The following is a 23637-nucleotide window of genomic DNA, read 5'->3' as shown; positions in this document are numbered from 1 at the left end:
TCGTCGCGCTGGGGTGATTGTTGGTAGTGGGGCTGCAAAGCAGCTCCAATACGGGACTGTCAGTTTTTTTGTGTTCGGGCCGGTAATGGCCTGCCGCCAGGCAGGCCCTGATTTTCACCAGGTTGGCCTGATGAACCGATCTCCGTACAGAATCGCAAATTGATTCATCGCGCTTTTCCAATCATGGGCCGGTTTTCCCCAATTGGCTGTTATGTTGCGCAATCCCAGCCAAATCAGTTTGGTCGCTGCGTCATCATTCGGGAAATGCCCGCGAGTCTTGATGACCTTGCGGAGTTGGGCGTTGATGCTCTCGATGGCGTTGGTGGTGTAAATCACCTTCCTGATGGCCGGAGGGAAGACGAAGAATGGAATCACTCGATCCCAGGCGCGTCTCCAGGCAGCCACCACCGTTGGATATTTCTCGCCCCACGGCCCGCTTTCAAACTCATCGAGTGCTTGCTCAGCCGCTTCAGCATTGATGGCTTGGTAAATCGGCTTCAGCTCCTTGGCCAGAGCCCGCCGCTTGTCCCAGGCCGCGAAGTCGAGGCTGTTGCGGATCAGGTGCACGATGCACGTCTGCAGCGTCGTCTCTGGAAACACAGCGCTGAGGGCCTCTGGCATGCCTTTGAGGCCATCGGTCACGGCAATTAGCACATCTTCGACACCACGCGTTTTGAGATCGTTAAAAACCTTCATCCAGAACTTCGCACCCTCGGTGTTTTCGATCCAGATGCCCAAGATATCGCGCGTCCCGTCGGGTAGAACGCCCAGTGCCAGGTAAATGGCCTTGTTGCGCACCAGGCCTTCTTCGCGAATCTTCACCCGCAGCGCATCGAAGAAAATGACCGGGTACATCGGCTCCAGTGGCCGCTGTTGCCAAGCACCAATCTCTTCCATGACCTCGTCAGTTACAGAGCTGATGAAATCAGGCGAGACGTCGGTTCCATACTGCTCGGACAGAAAGGCTCGGATCTCTCTGACCGTCATACCTCGAGCATACATGGCGATGATCTTGTCATCGAAGCCGGTGTACCGCCGCTCGTGCTTAGGGATCAGAATGGGTGCAAAGCTACCGTCTCGATCTCGGGGAATTTCCAGACGAAGCGGGCCATCGCCGGTCAAAACCGTCTTGCCACTCTTGCCGTTACGCTGGTTGGTTTCATCCTCTGGGCGCTGCGCGCCCGGTGGATATCCCAGGTGGTGGCCAAGCTCGGCATGCAGCGCGCGTTCGATCAGGGCCTTCTTAAACGCCGCAGAGGCATCCTCGATAGCTTCTGCGGTCATCAGGCCCTCACCGAACTGCTCCAGCAGCTCTTTGGGGATTTTGGGCAAGTCACGCAAGGGTTTCTTTTTGGTTGGCATACATGCACCTCTTACTCATGTTATGCCCGAACACAAAATTTCTGACACCCTCTCCAATACCGCTTAACTGACCAGCATCCGAACCCAACAGTCCTACAAGGCAGCCTGTAGGACCCGGTTAACCCTCGGTTAATCAGCCCAGGCCAGCATGGGCCCCCTCACTGCACTGCCAAGGCGAAGACATGCGCATTTTCCTGCTCTTGCTGACACTCCTCCTGGCCGGCCCGCTCCAGGCCAACCCCTTCGAGGTCAAACCGGATTTCCTGCCCGTCGACCAGGCCTTCGTCCTGACCCACGATCACCTGCCCGACGGCCAGATGCGCCTGCACTTCCAGATCCAGGACGGCTATTACCTCTACCAGAAACGCCTGAAGTTCGAGGGCCTGCCCGCCGAGCAGCACCCGCAGCTCCCGCCGGCGCTGAACCACCACGACGAGTTCTTCGGCGACAGCGCCGTCTACCGCCAGCAGCTCGAGCTGCTGCTCCCCGCCAATGCCCAGGGCCAGTTGCGCCTGGGCTGGCAGGGCTGCGCCGACGCCGGCTTGTGCTACCCACCGCAAACCACCGTGATCGAACTCGGCGGCCAAGCCCCGGCGACCACCGAACAGGCCAGCGACCAGGCCCTGGCCAGCGACCTGCAGCACGCCAGCCTGGCCTGGAGCCTGCTGGCCTTCTTCGGCCTCGGTCTGCTGCTGGCCTTCACCCCGTGCTCATTGCCGATGCTGCCGATCCTCGCCGGCCTGGTCCTGGGCAACGGTGCCTGCGCCCGCCGTGGCTGGGTGCTGGCCGGTGTCTATGTGCTGAGCATGGCCCTGGTCTATGCGGCCCTGGGCGTGGTCGCCGCGCTGCTCGGCGCCAGCCTGCAGGCGTGGTTGCAGCAACCCTGGCTGCTGGGCAGCCTGGCCGCTTTGTTCGTGATCCTGGCATTGCCGATGTTCGGCGCCTTCGAGCTGCAACTGCCGGCGGCCCTGCGCGACCGCCTCGACCGCGCAGGCCAGGGTACCCGTGGTGGCAACCTGTATGGCGCAGCGCTGCTCGGCGCCCTCTCCGGCCTGCTGTTGGGGCCGTGCATGACCGCACCGCTGGCCGGTGCGCTGCTGTACATCGCCCAGAGCGGCGACATGCTGCACGGTGGTCTGGTGCTGTTCAGCCTGGGCCTGGGCATGGGCGTGCCGCTGCTGTTGCTGGTCACTCTGGGCAATCGCTACCTGCCGCGCCCCGGCGCCTGGATGAACCTGGTCAAGGGCTTGTTCGGCTTCGTCTTCCTCGCCATGGCCCTGTACACCCTGCGCAGCCTGCTGCCGGCAACGCTGTTGCTGGCCCTCGCTGGCGCCTGGCTGATCGCCCTGGCCTGGGCCGCCTGGCCTGCCCTGCACCGCCTGCCCGCGCTGCGCGCCATGCCGCTGCTCGGCGCCCTGTGGGGTGGCCTGCTGCTGGTCGGCGCCGCAGCCGGCGGTGACGACCTCTGGCAACCGCTGCAACCCTTCGCGGGGGGCGGTGCCCCCGTGGCGAACGCCAAGGCCGAGGATGCCTTCGTCACGGTCAACCGCCCCGAGGCGCTGCAACGTGAACTGGACGCCGCCCGGGAGCGCGGCCAGTGGGTGATGCTGGACTACTATGCCGACTGGTGCGTGTCGTGCAAGGTCATGGAAAAGCAGGTATTTGCCCGGCCTGATGTCCAGGCCGACCTGGCCAACGTGCACCTGGTGCGCCTGGACGTCACCGCCAACAGCCCGCAGAGCCGCGAACTGCTGCAGCGCTACCAAGTGCCAGGCCCGCCCAGCCTGATCTGGATCGGCCCGGAAGGCGAGGAACGCCGCGCCCGGCGCATCACCGGCGAGGTGGATGCCGCCACCTTCCTGCAGCACTGGACACAGACCAGGAGCCAAGGCTGATGCTGACCGTGACCCTGGGGCCGCTGACCATGGCCCTCAACCACCTGCTGCTGCTCGCGGCTCTCGGGATCGCCAGCCTGGTCGGCTGGTGGGTCGCCCGGCGCGGCGGCGAAAGCCCCGAGTCGGCGCTGTTCAACCTGTTCCTGCTGGGGCTGGTGTTCGCCCGCCTGGGCTTCGTGCTGGCCTACTGGCCGATGTACCGCGACGACCCTGTGCAGGTGATCGACATTCGTGATGGCGGCTTCCTGCTCTGGGCCGGCCTGATCGGCATCGTGCTCGGCACCCTGTGGCAGGGCTGGCGCCACCCGGGCCTGCGCCGTCCGCTGGGCTGGGCGCTGTTCAGCGGCGCGCTGTTCTGGGGGCTGGCGAGCCTTGGCAGCCACCTCTACAGCAAGGGCACCGAGTTGCCGGCGCTAAGCCTGCGCAATGCCACAGGGCAGTCGGTAGCGCTGCACGACTACCGTGGCAAGCCACTGGTGATCAACCTCTGGGCCACCTGGTGCCCGCCCTGCCGACGCGAGATGCCGGTGCTGCAGCAGGCCCAGCACGATTACCCGCAGGTGACCTTCCTGTTCGTCAACCAGGGCGAGACGCCGGAGAACGTCAGTACGTTCCTGGCCACCACCGGCCTGAGCCTGACCCATGTACTGTTCGACGGCAGCGGCCAGTTGGCCCAGCGGGTCGGCTCCATGGCCCTGCCCACCACTCTGTTCTACAACGCCGAAGGGCGGCTGGTCGGCAGCCACCTGGGCGAACTGTCCCGTGCCAGCCTGCGCCATGCGCTGCAACCCTTCGAACGGGCCACCGCGCCCTCCTCCGCCGCACAAGGAAACTGACATGCGATTGAATGCACTGCTGCCCCTGAGCCTGGCCCTGCTGGCGACCCCGGCCTTGCAGGCCGAAGAACTGCCCAAGGCGGTCCAGCAGATACAAGCCAAGGGCGCCGTGATCAAGGGCAGCTTCGATGCCCCCAACGGCTTGCGCGGTTATGCCGCCGAATACCAGAACAACGGCATCGCCCTGTACCTGACCCCCGATGGCAAACATGTGCTGGTCGGCAGCCTGTTCGACGAACAGGGCAAGGACCTCAGCGCAGAGCCGCTGGAAAAACTGGTGTACGCCCCAATGACCAAGGCTATCTGGGCGAAGATGGAAAAGACCGCCTGGATCGCCGATGGCAAGGCCAACGCGCCGCGCATCGTCTACCTGTTCAGCGACCCGAACTGCCCGTACTGCAACATGTTCTGGCAGCAGGCACGGCCCTGGGTCGAGTCGGGCAAGGTGCAGTTGCGCCATATCATGGTCGGCATCATCCGCGAGGACAGCCCAGGCAAGTCGGCGGCCTTGCTCGCCGCCAAGGACCCGGCCAAGGCGCTGGAGCACCATGAGAAAGCGGGCAAGGCCAGCACGCTCAAGGCCTTGGACACGATACCGGAGGCTGTGCAGACCAAGCTGGAGGGGAATCTGGCGTTTATGGAAGAGTTGGGGTTGCGGGCGACGCCGGCGATCTTCTATCAGGATGAGCAAGGGAACCTGCAGAGCCAGCAAGGCGCGCCGCGACCCGAGATGCTGGGCAAGATTCTCGGCAAGCGCTGAAGGTAAAAATGGCTGAGGCTGCTTTGCAGCCTTTTCCGATAGGTCCGGCGCCCCGGCAAGGCCACACCGAGGGATACCGCGCTGTTCCGCGATTCAGCGCTGTGCCTGTAGAGCCCACCAGTCTCCTGGCTGCGCTGTTGCGCAAAGAGCTTTCGGCTGACAGACCATCCGATTGGAGCAGTCTTACGTCGCGAAAGGACGGCAAAGCAGCCCTAACTTAGCTCACTTCGAACATCTTGAAAGGGCTGACCATAGGCATAGATTCTCGGCAGGCGCTAATGTCAATGTCTGGATCTCTGTGTCGTCCCCATGGCCTTGATTGATGTGCCTCTTTCACCTGCCATCGCAGGCTGCAGAGATCTAAAAATCTCCTCCAACCCCAATGCCGGCCAGTTAAGACTTCCAGCTGCCATTTGGGGGCGCTTTTGCGCCCCTTTCACGACACAAGGCCGCTCAGGCATAGCGCTGCCTGCAAGCCAGCGCCGAATCTGGAACGACCTTGTGCCGCGAAAGGGCTGCGGAGCAGCCCCAGGCTTAACTGACAGGCATTGCCTCCCCCCCACCATTTGGCATGACACTTTGGATATGGCTGACCACGTGATCTCGCTGTCAAGCGCCTAATTCAACAAGCCAACGACGCATAACCCAAACGCCCTATCGTGTATCTCCAAGCACGGCAATCGTTCAAACAGAAACACTGAGAGACGGCTATTTACACATAATGAAACATTTTTTGCCCACAGCGGCTCAATAAATATTACTTCCTCCTGAAAAACAAACGAACAACAACTCCAGAAATTCCTCAACGAACAGCAAAATAATTCACACATGAAAATAGGAATGTTCTGACAAAAAAAATCCAAAAAATCAAAAATAAGAATTCTCCGTAAGCAAACACCTAGGAACATTCACACAACCTTACCTCCGAATAAAACAGAAGACCGAGGAATTTTAAAAAACACTTTTCAGCCGCAACTTGACATGCATCAACGACGGTCCTAAACCTGCACAAACCCCGAACTCGAACTCGGGGCAACAACCAAGGAGAGAACAATGGACCATCAATTTGGCATCAATGTCATGAAGCTGGACTTTGACAACGATTGCGATATGGAAGCGGAATTCTTTGGAGGCTCCGGAAGCCAAGGAGGCTGCGGAGGAAGTGGTGGTTGTGGAGGTGGTGGTGGATGTAAAGGTGGTAGCGGGGGTTCAGGAGGATGCGGCGGTAATGCTATCGACAACCTTGAGCATGAGAACTGCTAACTAAAAGTAGGGCGTCTTCACCCACCAAAGAAGATGCCCTCCTCCACCCGAGGAGCAAAAATGAAAACACTAAGGATCTACAACTACGAAATACTCAACTTTGACTCTGATCCAATGGTCTTTTCCCCCATTGGATTTACCAAAATCACTGAACCAAAAATGGCGAAGGCACTACAACACCTTGCCGAAACTCAATCAACACTGCTACCGCAAGATGAACTCGAGCAAATACTGCTAAGTGAAAACCTAAACCCTGCCAGTGGCATTGACTTCCTTAGATCAATATCCATTATTGGTGAACACGCAGAGCCTCCCTATTTTGAAAACGCCATTATTTATACTGACTGGGACATATCAAATGAACTCAAGTCCTACTTGAAAAGGAAATCTCATGATAAAACCCAGATCCGAAAACTCCCTCTATCCAAAACGCCCAAAGCAAAAACGCCAACCCTGTTTATTCTTGCTTATTTAAAGCTATGCCCGGACTTACTCAGAAAAACCTACACGGCAATCTTAGATAGCAACCCTGATTGTGGGATCAGTGTTGGATTCATCAGTGGAAAGTACTTCCACTTGACCGAAGTCTATATTCCCTCAATCGGTAATCCATGCGCTTTTTGCACCCTAGATAGAATCGCACACTATGAGCAATTGAGACCCAGCCATCATCACTGGTACAAAATATGGGCTTTTTGCCGATCAAAAAAAATAGCATTACCTAAGACAGCAATCGACGAACTTCAAAACGCATTAATTCTCGGAACAGTCACTTCATTCTCAAACAAATTAATACACCCTCAAAAATCCAAACTCACTCAAGACCAAACTTTGCTATCTAGAACTCTAAATTTAGAAAATGGCACATTTACAGAAGACAATAGCATTCACTGGCCACTTTGCCAATGCTTAGGATTCAAACCATGAGCATTCCTCACGATCATTATCTGAAATTCACAACCCGCGAAGTAACAGATGAAACATTAGCCTTTCACGCCAAAGGAAATTTCGTTATCCATAGAGCAACCCGGCATTTAAGCACCTTGCATCACATCCCATTAAAAGAATTAAAAAAGCTAACTGGCAACGAACTCAAGTTGAATATCTTTACTTCAGAAAAGGGCCATAGAGGGGAGGCTCTGCAACCCTTACGTCAAAACCATAGTCTGCACAGAAATAACTCGTGTAACTGGTTCGATGAGCGGGAAATGCAGTTCGAAACTGTCAAAGCCCTTCTTTCCCCCTTATTAGTAAAAGGTGGATCAAGCTACAGGAGGGGTTACCCAAGTGGCGGGGCACTTTACCCGATTGAAGTTTTCTGCATCAATTTAAACAATAAAATCAAGCACTGGCCAACTGAGAGCAGCGCTCTCCACCTACTTCCATCCTCAAGAACGCTGGAGGCATACAGCCCGAAAATTAATATAGACTTATTGTCCAATGCCATCACCCAGGAGCACGACAACATAGGTTCACCATCATTAGCAATCATCTACTTCATCTACTTACCAAAGGCAATATTCAAATATCGATATAGAGGATATCGGTTAGCCCTTATGGAAGCTGGATCCATGTATATGCTTACAGATTTACGCTGCAAAGAGTTACAACTGCACAGCAGACCTTGGTCAGGCTTTACCGATTACGAGGTCACGAAAGAACTAAACTTGAACCCAGCATTATTTCTACCCGCTTGTATTCAACTCATAGGCTAGTTTCATGAATATCTATAACGAAATCCATACCCCTGCTGCTACAGACTTTGAGTTGCACCGACCGGGGGCAGTGTCCCATCTCCCTCATAGTGTTGAGTGCGGCAGTCGATGGGGCACCTACGGCTCAAGCAGTGGATGGTCATCAGAAGTAATTAACTGTGCTATTGGCGAACAGTTCGAGAGAAAGCACTTCTATCTTGACGTTCCCGTACACGACACAAGCAAACTAGATAATGGGCTGACCCCCGAAGAATGTGACGAGTTTTCCAAGGCATTCTCACAGACATCCACGAATGGCCATAAGACACCATTACACTCGCACCTTTTTGATCGCACTAATGTTTTCAGGATAACTGACTTCACGCCCTGCAGGATTCCCACTGTCTGCATATCCATTTCGCCAGGCAGGAACCCCGTCGATAACAAGTTCTACCCAATGAGAGACACCTGCGGATGCAGTGCCCATGTGACAATTGAAAGAGCAATCCTGGGAGCACTCAAAGAGTCTCTAGAGAGGCAATTTCTACTTAGATTCTGGCTTACCAAAACTTGCACAGACAAAGTTTCATATCTTGATGCCTGTTCGACCCTGAAAAATCTACCCAGCCGACCACTACTCCAGCAATTACACAAAAACGGAGAGTTATGCATCTTAAACTTAACTGACGATAAATTCCCTGGCAGCTGCATTTTACTGTGCTACGGCAACAAAAACGACAAGCACGCCCGCGTTAAATACTGCGCTGGAATGGCTTATTCGGACAACCTCGCCAGTGCTTTGGAAAAGGCAACCATCGAATTATGGCAAACCTTCCGATTCATGCAGTCATTTAGCAGCACCAATAACTTTAAAAAAGAAATTGAGGACCCTTACCTCAGCTATTTCATGGAATGCAACCATTACAGTACCTACAATACAATTTCCAGCAACATAGATATGAGTCACCCCAAGTCCTCATCCAACGACACCGTCCCACTCACCTGCCAAAACCTTATTAGCGCAATAAGAAAACTCAAGTTAAATGGCTACCTATACTTATCCGCGCTACCCACCAAAAAATCCAACATTCACTTTTGCAAGTACACCTCACCCAATCTGTTCCTCCACATGAACAATGCCTTCCACCTAAATACCAAAAACACTTATTCCGATTTCTTTTCCAAAAAAATCATCACTACACAACTAACCAGAATGGTCCCCTTCCCATGAGCAGCCTTCCTCAATGTGCGACGCCTAGGGTGGTCAGAATTGCAAGAATCTCAAAGATTTTAGTTCTCGAGCACTTGAAGGAGCCCACTGCACTTCTGTGGACAGCACTATCGCCTTGTATAATGTTCATCATCTTGACGCAAAGCACCCCGACATCTCAACAAACGAGCCAAGCATATATCACTGCAGCAGCATGGTTCTACGCATACATTTCGTCAAGCGTCGCTTTTTTTGGCCTGAGCTTTTATCTCATCGGCAGAAGAGAAAGTGGATTCATCCGATCATTTATCTATCAGAAAACAGCAATCGCTCTATTCTTGTGCTCACACCTCACTAGTTACACCCTGATCAGCATCATCTATTTCAGCTTTTTCTACTTAACAACCAAACCACTATACGGCGACTACTCGACCTATGAATTTCTGTATTTACTATCCTGCTTTTATGCGAGCTATCTGATGTTTTCATGCATTGGACTTGCCATAGCAGCATTACCCATAAAGTTCACCACTGCCAACACACTTTTCTCTCTCTTGTCTTTCATAATGTTACTCTCAGGCTATATAGGCGCCATGCACACTCAGGACATTCCTTCTATAAACCCACTACATCTGAGCACAAAAATATTTCACGGAGAGATTTCACTGATCAACAGCTTTCTCGCAGCACTTACCAGCTCCCTTCTTGGCAGTTACCTGACTGGTAAATATTTCAGAATCCAGCCTATTTGGAGTAGATACTAAATGAGCATACTAAGCATCAAAAACCTGAGCTTCTCCTATAAAAATCAAACCTTGTTTGACAATATAGGCCTAGCTCTAAACAAAGGCGAAATAGTTGGTATTCTTGGTAGCAACGGAGCTGGGAAAACGACACTTTTCGACCTAATCTGCAAAATTAGAAAGCCTACCCACGGAAAGATAATCAACAATTCCCAGCAACAGCTTTACCTTACTCAAATTCTAACCCCTCCACCGCTACTGCATATGGCCGAAGTTTACAACTTAATTTCCTGTTTAAGCTCAACATCCACACCCAGCCACTCTGAAACGCTTGCACGCCTCTACACTTGGTCGCCTCCGTTATTCAAACGCTATTCCGAGATATCAAAAAAGAAGGCTTCTACGTGCAGCTACGGTGAGATTCGGAGTTTTTTCACCCTAACGCTACTCCTCATGGGCAGCGACTTGATCATACTCGACGAACCTACTGCAGGTGTCGACCCAGAATTCCGTCATTACATATGGCTTGGTATCAGTAATGCCTGCCAAGAAGGTGCAGCTGTGTTGATCTCATCTCACTACACACATGAGATCGCCACTCACTGTCATCGCTTCTACATGCTTGCCCGCCAACGACTCGAGGAATTTGATAGCGGCGACCAGTTCATGACCCGTCACCATGCCACTTCACTTGATGAAGCGTTCATCAATGCCACTGTGTAATGGCGATGTGCAGCAACCTGCTCTTGACCCTATGGCCGTAGAATCGGCGATAGGGTCAAGAGCGACGCTTACAACCCCTCCAACTCCGCCATCAGGTCACTGAGCCGGTCGACCTTGTCATCGTCCAGCGCACTGTCCTGCAGCCCGCGCACGTACTCGGCCAACGCCTCCACCGTGCTGCACTCGAACATCGCCCGCAGCGGTACGTTCAACTGCAACTGCTTCTGCACCCGCGAGGCGATCTGAGTCGCCAGCAGGGAGTGGCCGCCCAGTTCGAAGAAGTTGTCGCGCACGCCAACCCGCTCGGCCTTGAGTACGTCCGCCCAGATACCAGCCAGGGTCTGCTCCAGCTCGTCGCGCGGCGCCAGGTAGTCCTGGCTGTGCTGGCCGCCGATGTCGATGGCTGGCAGGGCCTTGCGGTCGAGCTTGCCGTTGGCGTTGTGCGGCAGGCCGTCCAGCCAGGCCCAGTGCAGCGGCACCATGTAGTCCGGCAGCTCGGCCCGCAAGCGTAGCTTGACCCGCTCCAGCAACGCGGCATCGGCGCTTATGCCCTGGTGAGCCACCAGGTAGCCGACCAGGTGCTTGCCATTGACGCCCTCCTGCACGCCCACAGCAGCATCGCGGATCTCGGCCTGCTCATGCAGGCGGGCCTCGATCTCGCCCAGCTCGATGCGGTAGCCGCGGATCTTCACCTGGTGGTCGATGCGGCCGACGTATTCGAGCACACCGTCCGCACGGCGCCGTGCCAGGTCGCCGGTGCGGTACAGGCGCTCACCCGGAGCCCCATAGGGATGCGGTATGAAGGCCTGGGCAGTACGCACCGGGTCACCGACGTAACCGCGGCCGACACCGGTACCGGCGACGCACAGCTCGCCCACCGCCCCCAGCGGCACCAGCGCCTGGTCCTCGCCAAGCAGGTACAGGCGGTTGTTGTCGGTCGGCGTGCCGATCGGCAAGTAGCTGCCACGGGTCGACGCGGCGTCGACGCGGAAGAACGCCACGTCGTCCGAACACTCTGCCGGCCCATAGGCGTTGACCAGGCCGATCTCGGCGTAGCGCTGCAGCCACTGGGCCGCCAGCTCCGGCGGCATGGCCTCGCCGGTCGGCAGCATCCAACGCAGGCGGTCCAGGGGCTGGTGCTCGTTGGCCAGCATGCCCTGGATCAGCGACGGCACGCTTTCCAGCACGCTGATACCGGTGGCCTGCACATGGGCCAGCAAGCCCTGCGGGTCGTGGGCGATGGCGTTCGGCACGATGTTCACCTGGGCACCGAACAACGGCGCGGCGAGGAACTGCCAGACCGAAATGTCGAAGCTCTGCGAGGCGGTCTGGGCGATCACGTCCTGCTCGTCCAGTTGCAGGTAGGGCACCTTGCTCAACTGGTTGTTGAGCATGCCGCGCTGTTCGACCATCACCCCCTTGGGCAAGCCAGTGGAGCCGGAGGTGTAGATCACATAAGCCAGGTTGTCCGGCGCGCTGTGGATGCCGGGGTTGTGGCTGGCCACATCGCTGGCCTGGACCGCCTCCCACAGCAGCAGCTTCGGCCGTGCCGCGCCGCCCAGCTCGTCCAGCAACTGGCGCGCCTGTTCGGCACAGGCCGCCGTGCACACCAGCACTGGCGTGCGGCTCAGCTCGACGATACGTTGCAGGCGCGCCGAGGGCAGGCCCGGGTCCAGCGGCAGGTAGCCAGCGCCGGCCTTGAAGCTGCCGACGATCATGCCCAGCAACGGCAGGCCACGCTCGGCCAGCAGCGCCACGGGCTGGTCGATGGCCACGCCCGCCGCGACCAGGGCATGGCCCAGGCGGTTGGCCGCCAGGTTCAGCCCGGCATAGTCATAGGCCGCCTCCAGGCAACGGGCGACGACACGCTCGGGATGGGCGGCGACCCGCGCCTCGAACAGCGCCACATAGCTCTGCTCCAGGCTGTAGGCGTGCTCGGTGCGATTGCAGTCTTCCAGCAGGAAGCGCTGCTCGTCCGCGCCCAGCAGCGGCAGCTCGGCCACCTCCCCTTCGAAACCTTGCACCAGCGCCAGCAACAGGCGCTTGAACTCGGCCAGCAGGCGTTCGACGGTCGGGTAGTCGAAGTAGCGCTGGTCGAACGACAGGTGCAGGCCCAGGTCGTCGCCCGGGTAGCACACCGCGGTCAACGGGAAGTTGGTGTGGGTACGGCCCGAATCGGAGCTGGCATTGAGGTGCTGCGCATGATCCAGCACCGCCGTTTCCACCGGTGCATTCTCGAACACGAACAGGCTGTCGAACAGCGGCTGGCCCTTGGGCAGCTCGCTGCACTCCTGGATCGCCACCAGCGGCAGGTACTCGTATTCGCGCAGCTCCATGTTGCGCTCCAGCAGGCCCTGCAGCCACTGGCGCACGCTGAGCCGCTGGCCTGGCTCGGGCAACTGCACGCGCAAGGCGATGCTGTTGATGAACAGGCCGACCGTGCGCTGCATCTGCGGCAAGCTGACCGGGCGCCCGGCCACGGTGACGCCGAAGACCACGTCGCGCTCGCCGCTGTAGCGCGCCAGCACCAGGGCCCAGGCCGCCTGGGCGAAGGTGTTGACGGTCAGTTGGTGGGCTTGGGCCAGCTCGCGCAGGCGCACCCCGTCCTTGACCTCCAGGCGGGTGTAGCAGTCACCGACGATCATGCCGTCACCGGCATGCTCATGACGCAGTGGGCGGTCGCTCGGGATGGCCGTGGCGCGCTCGAAACCGGCCAGGTTGTCTTGCCACCACTGGCGTGCTTCGTCCAGATCCTGGCGTTGCAGCCAGCCGATGTAGTCGCGGTAGCGCGGCGGCACCGGCAGTTGGGCCTGGCGACCCTCGCCAAGGGCCTGGTAGATCTCGAAGAAGTCGTTCATCAGCAGCGAGCGGCACCAGGCATCGATGAGGATGTGGTGGTTGCTCATCATGAACCAGTAGCGCTCATCGTCGACGCGCACCAGGCGCAGGTGGAACGGTGCCTCGCGCAGCAGCTCGAAGCCGGCCTCGCGCTCCTGCTTGTGCAAATCTTGCAGGCGCTCTTCCTGGACCGCCTCGTCGAGGCCGCGCCAGTCCTGGTAGTCCACCGGTGTCTTGCCGGGCTTGTGGATGATCTGCAGCATCGCCTCGCCGGCGTTCCAGCTGAACGATGCGCGCAGGGCCTCGTGGCGCGCCACCACGGCCTGCCAGGCCTGGGCGAAGCGCTCGGGGTCGACGGCACTGTTGATGCGATAGCGGTCCTGCATGTAGTAGATGCCGGTGCCTGGCTCGAGCAGGGTGTGCAGCAGCAAGCCCTCCTGCATCGGCGTGAGCGGGTAGACGTCCTCGATCTCGGCGGCCGGTACCGGCAGGCTGTCGATCTGCTCCTGGGTCAGTTGCGCCAGGGGGAAGTCCGAGGGCGTGAAGCTGCCGTTGCCCTCGCCCAGGCAGTGCTCGACCAGGGCCAGCAGTTCCTGGCGATAGGCCTCGGCCAGCTCGGCGATGGTGCGCTCCTCGTAGCGCTCGGCGCTGAAGGTCCAGCGCAGTTGCAACGCGCCGCCATACACCTGGCCATCGACGCTCAGCCAGTTGGGCAGCGGTGCGTCCTGGTCGTGGGCCAGGCCTGTCGGTGCATCCAGCGGCTGGAACAGCGCCTTGGCATCGAACTGCTGGTCGAACTGGCCCAGGTAGTTGAAGGTGATCCGCGCCTGGGGCAACGCCGCCATGCGTTCACGGCTGGCGTCGTCGGCCAGGTAGCGCAGCACGCCGTAGCCGATGCCCTTGTGCGGCACCTGGCGCAGTTGCTCCTTGATGCGCTTGATCGAGCTGGCACGGGCAACGTCGCCCTCGCCCGCTGCCGGGCTCAGGCTCAGCGGGTAGGCATTGGTGAACCAGCCGACGCTGCGGGTCAGGTCGATGTCCTCGAACAGCCCGTCGCGGCCATGCCCCTCCAGTTGCACCAGCACCGCATCGTCACCGCTCCAGCGGCACAGGGCGCGGGCCAGGGCGGTGAGCAGCAGGTCGTTGACCTGGGTGTGGTAAGCCGCCGGCGCCTGTTGCAGCAGTTGCCGGGTCTGCTCCACATCGAGTTCGATGGCCAGGGTACGGGCATGGCGATGCAGGTTGCCACCCTGGGGATGGTCGCACGGCAGCTCGTGACGGGCATTGCCCAGTTGGCCGACCCACCAGCCCAGCTCGTCGCGCAGCGAGTCGCTGCCGGCATAGCTGGCCAGGCGCGCGGCCCAGTCGCCCATGGCGTGGGTCTTGGCTGCCAGTCGCTCGCCACGGTAGAGCGCCTGCAGGTCTTCCAGCAGCACGCGCCAGGACACACCATCGACCACCAGGTGGTGGATCGCCAGCAGCAGGCGCTGCCCACCCTGCCCGTCGCTGACCAGCAAGGCACGCAACAGCGGGCCCCGGTCAAGGTCCAGGCTGCGCTGCACGTCGGTGTAGAGCGCCTGGCAGTCGTCGAAATCGGCCACGGTGGCGGTCCACAGCAGCGCTTGCGTCGCCGCTTGGGCATAGTCGGCCTGCCACTGCCCATTGGCCTGGGTGAAGCGCAGGCGCAGGCTGTCGTGATGCTCCAGCAACGCCGCCAGGGCACGCTCCAGGGCATCGGCCTGCAACGGCTGGCGAGCCTCCAGCAGAACCGCCTGGTTCCAGTGCTGGGGCTGGCTCATGGCGCTGTCGAAGAACCAATGCTGGATCGGCGTCAGCGCAGTGCGCCCCTGGCGCGGGCCCTGCTCGATGCTGCTCGGCGCCGAGCCACTGCGCACCACCGCCGCCAGTGTCTGGATGGTCTGGTGCTGGAACAGGTCGCGCGGGGTGAATTGCAGCCCCAACTGACGCGCACGGCTGACCACCTGGATCGACAGGATCGAATCACCGCCCAGTTCGAAGAAGTTGTCCTGCACACCGACCCGCGACACGTTGAGCACCTCGCGCCAGATCTGCGCCAACTGCTGCTCCAGCTCGTTGGCCGGCGCCTGGTAGTGCTGGCGCGCCTGCTCCAGGTCGGGCGCCGGCAGGGCGCGGCGGTCGAGCTTGCCGTTGCCCATCAGGGGCAGGCTATCGAGCAGCACCAGGTGCGCCGGCACCATGTAGTCCGGCAGGTGCTGACGAGCATGGGCCTTGACCGTCTCGCGCAGGGCCGCCTGGGCCTCGCCGTCGGCCTGGGCCTGGGCACAGACCAGGTAACCCACCAGTTGCCGGCCGCCTGGCAGGTCGAGGGCCAGGACCACCGCCTCGTCGACGTCGGCATGGGCCTGCAGGCGACTCTCGATCTCGCCCAGCTCGATGCGAAAGCCTCGGATCTTCACCTGCTGGTCGGCACGGCCGACGTACTCCACCAGGCCGTCGGCGCGCAGGCGCACCAGGTCGCCGGTGCGGTACAGGCGACCGCCATCCTGGCTGAACGGGTCGGCGACGAAGCGCTCGGCAGACAACCCCGGTCGATCGTGGTAGCCCTGGGCCAGGCCTGCACCGCCGACGTACAGCTCACCGACGCCACCCTGGGGCAGCAGCGCCAGGTCTTCGTCGAGCACATAGGCGGTGCGTGCCCCGATCACCCGACCGATCGGCACGCTGCCGGCGTCGGCGGGAATCTGCTCGGGCGCCAGGCAGGCCAGCGGCATGACCACGGTCTCGGTGGGGCCGTAGGCGTTGAAGAACTGTTGCGGGGCAAAGGCCTGGCGGATGCGCTGCAGGTGCTCGCCGGTCAGCGCCTCGCCGCCGGTGATGACCAGCCGCACCGGCAACTGCTCGCCACGCCCGGCCAGGTACTGAGCCAGCTGGCTGCCATAGCTGGGGGTGAAGCCCAGCACGCTCACCTGTTGCTCGCGCACCAGTTGGCAGATTTCCTCGGCGCCCCACTGGCCCTGGCCACGCAGCACCACCCGAGCACCGCACAGCAGCGGCACCAGCAGGCGTTCGCTGGCGGCATCGAAGTTGATCGAATAGAAATGCAGCTCGCAGTCGTCGCTGCGCATGCCGAAGGCGGCGATCACCGCCTGGCAGTGCATGGCGATCTCGCCATGGCTGACCACCACGCCCTTGGGCTTGCCAGTCGAGCCGGAGGTGTTGATCAGGTAGGCCTGGTGCTGCGGCAGGTTGAGGTTGTCCAGCGGCGCATCGCTGTAGGCCGCAAGCGTCGCCGCATCGTCCTCCAGGCTCCAGTGGGCGACACCTGCGGGCAGCTCGCCCAATGCCGCGAGCAGCGCGCGCTGCCCCAGCAGCAGGCCGATGCGGCTGTCCTCGATCATGTAGCGCAGGCGGTCGAGCGGGTACTCCGGGTCCAGCGGCACGTAGGCGCCACCGGCCTTGAGGATGGCCAGCAGGCCGACCACCATCTCCAGCGAGCGCTCCAGGGCCAGGCCGACCCGGACCTGCGGGCCGACACCACGCTCGCGCAGGGCTCGGGCCAGGCGGTTGGCCTGCTGGTCCAGCTCGGCGTAGGTCAGGTGCTGGCCGGCGAAGGTCAAGGCTCGGGCCTGCGGGGTGCTGGCCGCCTGGGCGGCGAACAGGCCATGCACGGTGTGGTTCAGCTCGAAGTCATGCTCGCCCTGCAACTGGCCGATCAGCACCTGCTGCTCGGCGCTGCTGAGCATCGGCAGTTCGCACAGGCGCTGCTGCGGGTCGTCGAGCAGCGCTACCAGCAGTTGCTGCCAATGCTCGGCCAGGCGGGCGATGCGCGGCTCGTCGAACAGGTCGCGGCTATAGGTCAGGCAGCAGCCCAGGCGGCCGTCCAGGTCGGTGACTTCCAGGTAGAGGTCGAACTTGGTGGCGCTGGCGTCGTTGACCAGGTAGTCCACCTGCATGCCGGCCAGTTCGCGGCTCTGCTGGAAGGCCCAGCGCTGGACGTTGCACATCACCTGGAACAGTGGGTTGTAGGCGCTGCTGCGCGGCGGCTGCAGGGCTTCGACCAGTTGGTCGAACGGCAGGTCCTGGTGCGACTGCCCCTCGACCACGGTGTGGCGCACCTGCTCGAGCAGTTCGGCGGCGCTCATTTGCCCGTCCAGCGCGCAGCGCAGCACCTGGGTATTGAGGAAGGCACCGATCAGCCCTTCGCTCTCCGGGCGGATGCGGTTGGCCACCGGCGCGCCGATGCGCAGGTCGCGCTGACCGCTGTAGCGGTGCAGCAGCAGGGCCAAGGTGGCGGTGACGGTCATGAACAGGGTCAGGCCACGCTCGCTGTTGAAGGCCCGCACCCGCGCCGCCAGTGCCGGGTCGAGGTCGAAGCGGTACAACTCGCCACGGTGGCTCTGCACGGCGGGGCGCGGACGGTCCGAGGGCAACGCCAGGACCGGGTGCTCGTCGCCCAGGCGGGCTTTCCAGTAGGCCAGCTGGCGCTCCCCTTCCCCGCCCTCCAGCCACTGGCGCTGCCATACGCTGTAGTCCAGGTACTGCACCGGCAGCGGCGCCAAGGGCGATTCGCGCTCGTCGACGAAGGCCTCGTACAGCTCGCCCAACTCGCGGGCGAAAATGTCCATGGCCCAGCCTTCGGTGACGATGTGGTGCAGGGTCAGGACGAAGTAGTGCTCGCGCTCGTCGGCCTTGACCAGGCAGGCGCGCAGCAGCGGGCCGCGCTCCAGGTCGAACGGCTGGTGCGCCTGTTCGTCGGCCAGTTGCTGCAGGCGTTGCTCGCGCACCTTGGCCGGCTCGGCGCTGAAGTCATGCCAGGCCAGGTGCAGCGGGCTATCGTTGGCCACGCACTGGTACGGCACCCCGTCGATGCTCGGGAAGGTGGTGCGCAGAGTCTCGTGGCGTACCACCAACGCCTGCAGGGCGCGCTCGAAGGCATCCACGTGCAGCACCCCACGCAGGCGTGCCATGCCGCCGACGTTGTAGGCAGGGCTGTCCGGCTCCATCTGCCAGAGGAACCACATGCGCTGCTGCGAATAGGACAGCGGCACCGCCTGGCGTCGGTCGACCCGGGCGATCTCGCCTTGCAGGTTGCGCTCGCCCGCCTCGCGGATGCGCGCGATCTCGGCGCAGAAGGCGCCCAGTTCGCTGGCCTCGAACAGCGCCTTGAGCGGCAGCTCCACGTCCAGCGCCTGGCGGCTGCGCGAGACGATCTGGGTGGCCAGCAGCGAATGGCCGCCGAGGGCGAAGAAGTCGTCCTGCAGGCCGACCTGTGGCAGGTTCAGCACCTCGCGCCAGATCGCCGCGACCTGCTGCTGCAACTCGCTTTGCGGCGCGATGTGCTCGCGCTGCTGCCAGACCGGGGCCGGCAGCGCCTTGCGATCGACCTTGCCGCTCGGCCCCAGGGGCATGCAGGTCAGGTGGATCAGTTGCGCCGGCACCATGTAGGCCGGCAGGCGTTCGGCCAGGGCCGCGAGCAACGCTGTATCCTGCTCGACGCCGCTGTAGTAGCCGACCAGCTGGGCGCCAAACGCGTCCTTGTGGATCAGCACCAGCGCCTGCTCGACGCCCGGCTGGGCCAGCAGGCAGGCCTGCACTTCTTCAGGTTCGACACGAAAACCTCGCACCTTCACCTGCTGGTCGAGGCGCCCCAGGTATTCCAGGGCCCCGGCCTGGACCAGCCAGCGAGCACGGTCGCCGCTGCGGTACAGGCGCTGGCCGTTGCCGTCGGGCTGGGGCACGAAGCGTTCGGCGGTCAGCCCCGGGCGGCCCAGGTAGCCACGGGCCAGGCCCGCGCCGCCCAGGCACAGCTCGCCCGGCACGCCTGGCGCGGTCGGCTGCAGGTCGTCGTCCAGTACCCGACACAGCACGTTGCCCAGCGGGCGCCCGATCGGCGAGCGTTCGCCGTCCTCGGTGCGGCAGTGCCAGTGGGTGACGTTGATCGCGGTTTCGGTCGGGCCATAGCGGTTGTGCAGTTGCACCTGTGGCAGCAGTTGCAGGGTCCGGTCACGCAAGGCAGCCGACAGCGCCTCGCCACCGGAGAACAGCCGGCGCAGGCTGGTGCAGCCCGCCGCCAGGGGTTCCTGGACGAACACCTGCAACAGCGGCGGCACGAAATGCAGCGTGGTCACCCCATGCGCCTGCACCAACTGGGCGATGCGCTGGGGGTCGCGGTGCTCGCCGGGGCCGGCCAGCACCAGACGGCAGCCGCTCACTAGCGGCCAGAAGCATTCCCACACCGAGACGTCGAAGCTGATCGGCGCCTTTTGCATCAGCACGTCGCTGTCGTCCAGCGCATAGGTAGCCTGCATCCATTGCAGGCGCTCGGCCAGCGCCGCATGGGTGTTGCCCACACCCTTGGGCTGGCCGGTGGAGCCGGAGGTGTAGATCACATAGGCGAGGTTGTCGCCGTCCAGGTGCAGGCCGGGCGCATGGCTCGGCCAGCTGTCGAGGTGCAACTGGTCGAGAGCGATGGCGCTGACGCCCTGCACCTGGGGCAGGCGGCCGAGCAGCGCGCTGTGGCTGAGCAGCAGGCTGGCGCCGCAGTCGCCGAGCATGTAGGCCAGGCGTTCGGCCGGGTAGTCGACGTCCAGCGGCACATAGGCACCACCGGCCTTGAGGATGGCCAGCAGGCCCACCAGCAACTGCGGCGAGCGCTCGACGGCGATGGCCACGCAGGTGTCCGGGCCGACGCCCTTGTCGCGCAGGTAGTGGGCCAGGCGGTTGGCCTGCAGGTGCAGGGTGGCGTAGTCGAGGCTACCACCCTCCCACACCAGTGCGGTGCGCTCCGGGGTTTGCCGCGCTTGCTCATTGAGCTGCTCGACCAGCAGCCGTTGGGCCGCTGGCGCTGGGGCCTGGCCCCAGGCCTGCAATTGGGCGCGGCCGTGTTCATCGAGCAGTTGTACCTCGCCCAGGGCCAGTTGCGGCTGCTCGCAGACCTGCTCGAGCAGCGCCAGCAGGTGGCCGGCCAGGCGCTGGATGGTGTCGGCCTCGAACAGCTCGGCCGCATAGTCGAAGGCCAGGCTCAGGCGCCCCTGGTGATCCTCCTCGCTGTGCAGCTGCAGGTCGAACTTGGCCTCGCGGCTGTGCCAGGGCAACTCCTCGGCGAGCAGGCCGGGCAGGCGGCGCAGGGCCGAGAGGTTGCGTTGCTGGTGGTTGAACATGACCTGGAACAGGCCCTGCTCGCGGGCCTGCGGCAGCGCCTCGAGCAGTTGCTCGAACGGCAGGTCCTGGTGGGCCTGGGCGTCGAGGGTGGCCTGGCGCACCTGAGCCAGCAACTGCTGGAACGGCGTACGGCCATCGAGTTCGGCGCGCAGCACCTGGGTGTTGATGAAGAAGCCGACCATCCCCTGGGTCTCCAGGCGCGGACGGTTGGCATTGGGCACGCCGACACGGATGTCACCCTGCCCGGTGTAGCGGTGCAGCAGGCCCTGCCAGGCGGCCAGCAGGACCATGAACAGGCTGGCCTGCTGCTCGCGGGCCAGGCCCTTGATGGCCTCGCCCAGCTTGGCGGGCACCTTCACGCCCAGGCGCGCGGCGCGCTTGCCACGCTGGCCGGCGCGGGGGTGGTCGGTGCACAGGTCGAGCACCGGCAGGTCATCGCCCAGCCGGGCTTTCCAGTACGCCAATTGCCGCGCGGCCTCGCCGTCGGCCAGCCACTGGCGCTGCCACTGGCCATAGTCGGCGTAGCCCAGGGGCAGTGGCGCCAGGTCGGCCTGCTGGCCCTGGGCGGCATACAGCCGGGCGAACTCGTCGAGCAGGATGTTCAGCGACCAGCCGTCGGCGACGATGTGGTGCAGGGTCACCCACAGCTGGTGCTCCTCGTCGCCCAGGCGTGCCAGGGTCACCCGCAGCAACGGCCCCTGGGTCAGGTCGAACGGCTGCCGGGCCTGGGCTTCACGCTGCGCGGCGACCTGGGCGCCATCCTGCCCCTGCAAGTCGATCCGCTGCAGCTCGAATGCGAGCGTGGGCAGGATGTGTTGCAGGGCCTGGCCGTCGACCTCGCTGAAGACGGTGCGCAGCGATTCATGGCGTGCCACCAGCGCCTGGAAGCTGGCTTGCAGCGCTGCCTCGTCCAGCTCGCCACGCAAGTGCAGGCCGGCGGGGATGTTGTAGGCCGCCGATTGCGGCTCCAGTTGCCACAGCAACCACAAGCGGTTCTGGGCCAGGGATTGCGGCAACGCCTGGCCACGCGCCAGGGTATCGATGGCGCGAGCGCCGCCAGTGCCCTGGGCGAGTATGCCAGCCACGGCGGCACTGTAGTCGGCCAGGAGCGGCGCTTCGAACAAGGTGCGCAGGCCCAGCTCGATGCCCAGCTCGTCGGCCAGCCGCGCCGTCACCTGGGTGGCGGCGATGGAGTTGCCGCCCAGCAGCAGGAAATGATCGTCCGCGGCCACCGACTCGACACCGAGCAGCTCGCGCCAGATCGCGGCGATACGTGCCTGCAAGTCATCGCCTGCTAGCTGCGGGGTGGCCTGTTCCTCGGCTGCGGGGAAGCGCGCGTAGCAGTCCAGGCTGCCGTCGTTCATGCGCAGGCGGCAGGCCGAGCGCTGCAGCTTGCCGCTGGAGGTCTTGGGCAGCGCGCCGGGGTTGAGCAGCAGGACCACTGCCGGTGCCTGGCGGCAGGCGTCGGCGATGACCTGGCGCAAGGTCTTGATGAGGTCCTGGGGCTTGACCGCCTTCTGCACGTTGCGGCTGATCTCCACCGCCACGCCGATGCCCTCCTCGCCCTGGTCGTCGACGGCGAACACCGCCACACGGCCCTTGCGCAGCACATCGACCTCACGTTCGAGGGTCTTCTCCAGGTCCTGCGGGTAGAGGTTCTGGCCACGGACGATGAGCATGTCCTTCAGCCGCCCGCTGACGAACAGTTCGCCGTCGCGCAAAAAGCCCAGGTCGCCGGTGCGCAGCCAGGTCTGGCCGTCTTTCTCGACGAAGGTACGCGCGCTGGCCTCGGGGTTGCGCCAGTAGCCCTGGGCGATGCTCGGGCCGGCGGCCCAGATCTCGCCGACCTGGTTGTCAGCCAGCGTCTCCAGGCGCTGCGGATCGACGACCTGCACCGCATGGCCCGGCTGGGCATAGCCGCAGCTCATCAGCACGCTGCCCTGGCCGGTTTCGGCGCGGTTGGCGGCGAAGGCCTCGGCATCCAGCTCCAGCGCGGCGATACCCTGGCCACGGCGGCTGCCGCTGACGAACAGGGTGGCTTCGGCCAGGCCGTAGCTGGCGAAGAAACTCTGCGGGTCGAAGCCGCAGGACTGGAACTTGTCGGCGAAGGTTTGCAGGCTGTCCTGGCGGATCGGTTCGGAGCCGGAGTAAGCCACGCGCCAGTGGCTCAGGTCGAGGCCGGCCAGGGCCGCCTCGCTGACCCGTTCGCTGCACAGGCGGTAGGCGAAGTCCGGCCCGCCGCTGATGGTGCCGCGGTATTCGCTGATCGCCTGCAGCCAACGCAGCGGCCGGGCGAGGAAGTAGCCCGGCGACATCAGCACGCAGGGCACGCCACTGAAGATCGGTTGCAGCAGGCCGCCGATCAGGCCCATGTCGTGGTACAGCGGCAACCAGCTGACGATGACGTCGTCCGGGTTCAGGTCGATGCCGAAGCCATGGCGGATCAGTTGCTCGTTGGCCACCAGGTTGCCATGGCTGACCTGCACGCCCTTGGGCAGCGCGGTGGAGCCGGAGGTGTACTGCAGGAAGGCGATATCGTCGCCCGCCAGGGCCGGCTCGCGCCAGCCTTCGGCCAGCGCCGGGTCCAGGCGATCCACCGCCAGCAGGCTCGGCGCCTGCGCCGTGGCCAGGGCATCGAGGCCCTGCAAACTGTCACGTAGCGCTTCTACTGTCAGCAGCAGACGGGGTTCGGCGTCGTCGATGATCGACAGCAGGCGCTCCTGATGGTGACGCCGCGACGACTCCGGCGGATAGGCCGGCACGGCGATGACACCGGCATAGAGGCAACCGAAGAACGCGGCGACGTAGTCCGGGCCACTGGGGAACAGCAGCACCGCGCGATCGCCGAAGCCGGCACGGGCCTGCAAGGCGGCGGCGATGGTACGCGCGCGCAGGTCCAGGTCCCGGTAGCTGAGCACGGCCTGTTCGCTGGGGTCGTCGGCCAGAAAGCGCAAGGCGACCCGGTCCGGGGTCTGCGTGGCGCGTTGCGCCAGGGCCTGGACCAGCGAGTGCGGGAGTTCGAAGGCGTCCGTCATGGGGAGTTCCTGCCAGTGTCTGGGTGAGTCGTGCCTGGGCGGCGCCGCACGAGTCGGCGGGCAGCGTTCGGCAGCTGGGTACACAGGGGAACGGATGGGCGGGGGAAATAATTAAACGCCCGGGTGATTCGCAGC

General features: G+C 62.4%; 10 protein-coding genes. 8 read left to right on the top strand and 2 right to left on the bottom strand.

The annotated features are described in order from the left end of the window. Positions 1-114 precede the first annotated feature (114 nt). Positions 115-1362 carry an IS256 family transposase gene (locus tag ACDI39_RS26190; protein WP_013970710.1) on the bottom strand — a complete coding sequence of 416 codons (1248 nt, stop codon included), beginning with the start codon at positions 1360-1362 and terminating at the stop codon, positions 115-117. A gap of 182 nt (positions 1363-1544) precedes the next feature. On the opposite strand from ACDI39_RS26190, the gene dsbD reads away from it, so the two are divergent. From dsbD to ACDI39_RS26150, 8 genes are all read left to right on the top strand, one after another. Further along, positions 1545-3257: a protein-disulfide reductase DsbD gene (gene dsbD, locus ACDI39_RS26185; RefSeq protein ID WP_253167906.1), complete on the top strand. Its 1713-nt coding sequence runs from the start codon at positions 1545-1547 to the stop codon at positions 3255-3257. After that, entirely contained in the window at positions 3257-4093 is an 837-nt protein-coding gene (locus ACDI39_RS26180) for a TlpA family protein disulfide reductase (RefSeq protein WP_253101211.1), read from the top strand. The genes dsbD and ACDI39_RS26180 overlap by 1 nt, the downstream gene beginning before the upstream one ends. Before the next feature lies 1 nt (position 4094). Further along, positions 4095-4853 carry a thiol:disulfide interchange protein DsbG gene (gene dsbG / locus ACDI39_RS26175; RefSeq protein ID WP_253080427.1) on the top strand — a complete coding sequence of 253 codons (759 nt, stop codon included), beginning with the start codon at positions 4095-4097 and terminating at the stop codon, positions 4851-4853. 1053 nt (positions 4854-5906) lie between these two features. Beyond that, positions 5907-6116, top strand: a complete 210-nt coding sequence (locus ACDI39_RS26170; protein ID WP_253081352.1) for a hypothetical protein — start codon at positions 5907-5909, stop codon at positions 6114-6116. Positions 6117-6176: 60 nt separating this feature from the next. Beyond that, the gene (locus ACDI39_RS26165; protein WP_253091014.1) at positions 6177-7043 is read left to right on the top strand and encodes an McbB family protein; all 867 of its coding nucleotides are present in this window, start codon (positions 6177-6179) and stop codon (positions 7041-7043) included. Then, entirely contained in the window at positions 7040-7831 is a 792-nt protein-coding gene (locus ACDI39_RS26160) for a nitroreductase family protein (RefSeq protein WP_253081350.1), read from the top strand. The genes ACDI39_RS26165 and ACDI39_RS26160 overlap by 4 nt, the downstream gene beginning before the upstream one ends. A gap of 4 nt (positions 7832-7835) precedes the next feature. Further along, entirely contained in the window at positions 7836-9041 is a 1206-nt protein-coding gene (locus tag ACDI39_RS26155) for a YcaO-like family protein (RefSeq protein WP_253081349.1), read from the top strand. Between the two features lie 743 nt (positions 9042-9784). After that, positions 9785-10486 carry an ATP-binding cassette domain-containing protein gene (locus tag ACDI39_RS26150; protein WP_253081348.1) on the top strand — a complete coding sequence of 234 codons (702 nt, stop codon included), beginning with the start codon at positions 9785-9787 and terminating at the stop codon, positions 10484-10486. A 68-nt stretch (positions 10487-10554) separates the two neighbouring features. On the opposite strand, the gene ACDI39_RS26145 is transcribed toward ACDI39_RS26150, so the two are convergent. Continuing rightward, positions 10555-23502, bottom strand: coding sequence for a non-ribosomal peptide synthetase (locus ACDI39_RS26145; protein ID WP_486537166.1), 12948 nt, complete (start codon positions 23500-23502; stop codon positions 10555-10557). Between the last annotated feature and the right edge of the window lie 135 nt (positions 23503-23637).

It is taken from the genome of Pseudomonas sp. Tun-23181 (genome assembly GCF_057415455.1).
This window is presented reverse-complemented; position numbering and strand designations above follow the sequence as displayed.

Bases quoted from the DNA above. Each gene is read 5' to 3' on its own strand.
- ACDI39_RS26190 (WP_013970710.1), bottom strand. From the start codon at position 1,362: ATGCCAACCAAAAAGAAACCCTTGCGTGACTTGCCCAAAATCCCCAAA.
- dsbD (WP_253167906.1), top strand. From the start codon at position 1,545: ATGCGCATTTTCCTGCTCTTGCTGACACTCCTCCTGGCCGGCCCGCTC.
- ACDI39_RS26180 (WP_253101211.1), top strand. From the start codon at position 3,257: ATGCTGACCGTGACCCTGGGGCCGCTGACCATGGCCCTCAACCACCTG.
- dsbG (WP_253080427.1), top strand. From the start codon at position 4,095: ATGCGATTGAATGCACTGCTGCCCCTGAGCCTGGCCCTGCTGGCGACC.
- ACDI39_RS26170 (WP_253081352.1), top strand. From the start codon at position 5,907: ATGGACCATCAATTTGGCATCAATGTCATGAAGCTGGACTTTGACAAC.
- ACDI39_RS26165 (WP_253091014.1), top strand. From the start codon at position 6,177: ATGAAAACACTAAGGATCTACAACTACGAAATACTCAACTTTGACTCT.
- ACDI39_RS26160 (WP_253081350.1), top strand. From the start codon at position 7,040: ATGAGCATTCCTCACGATCATTATCTGAAATTCACAACCCGCGAAGTA.
- ACDI39_RS26155 (WP_253081349.1), top strand. From the start codon at position 7,836: ATGAATATCTATAACGAAATCCATACCCCTGCTGCTACAGACTTTGAG.
- ACDI39_RS26150 (WP_253081348.1), top strand. From the start codon at position 9,785: ATGAGCATACTAAGCATCAAAAACCTGAGCTTCTCCTATAAAAATCAA.
- ACDI39_RS26145 (WP_486537166.1), bottom strand. From the start codon at position 23,502: ATGACGGACGCCTTCGAACTCCCGCACTCGCTGGTCCAGGCCCTGGCG.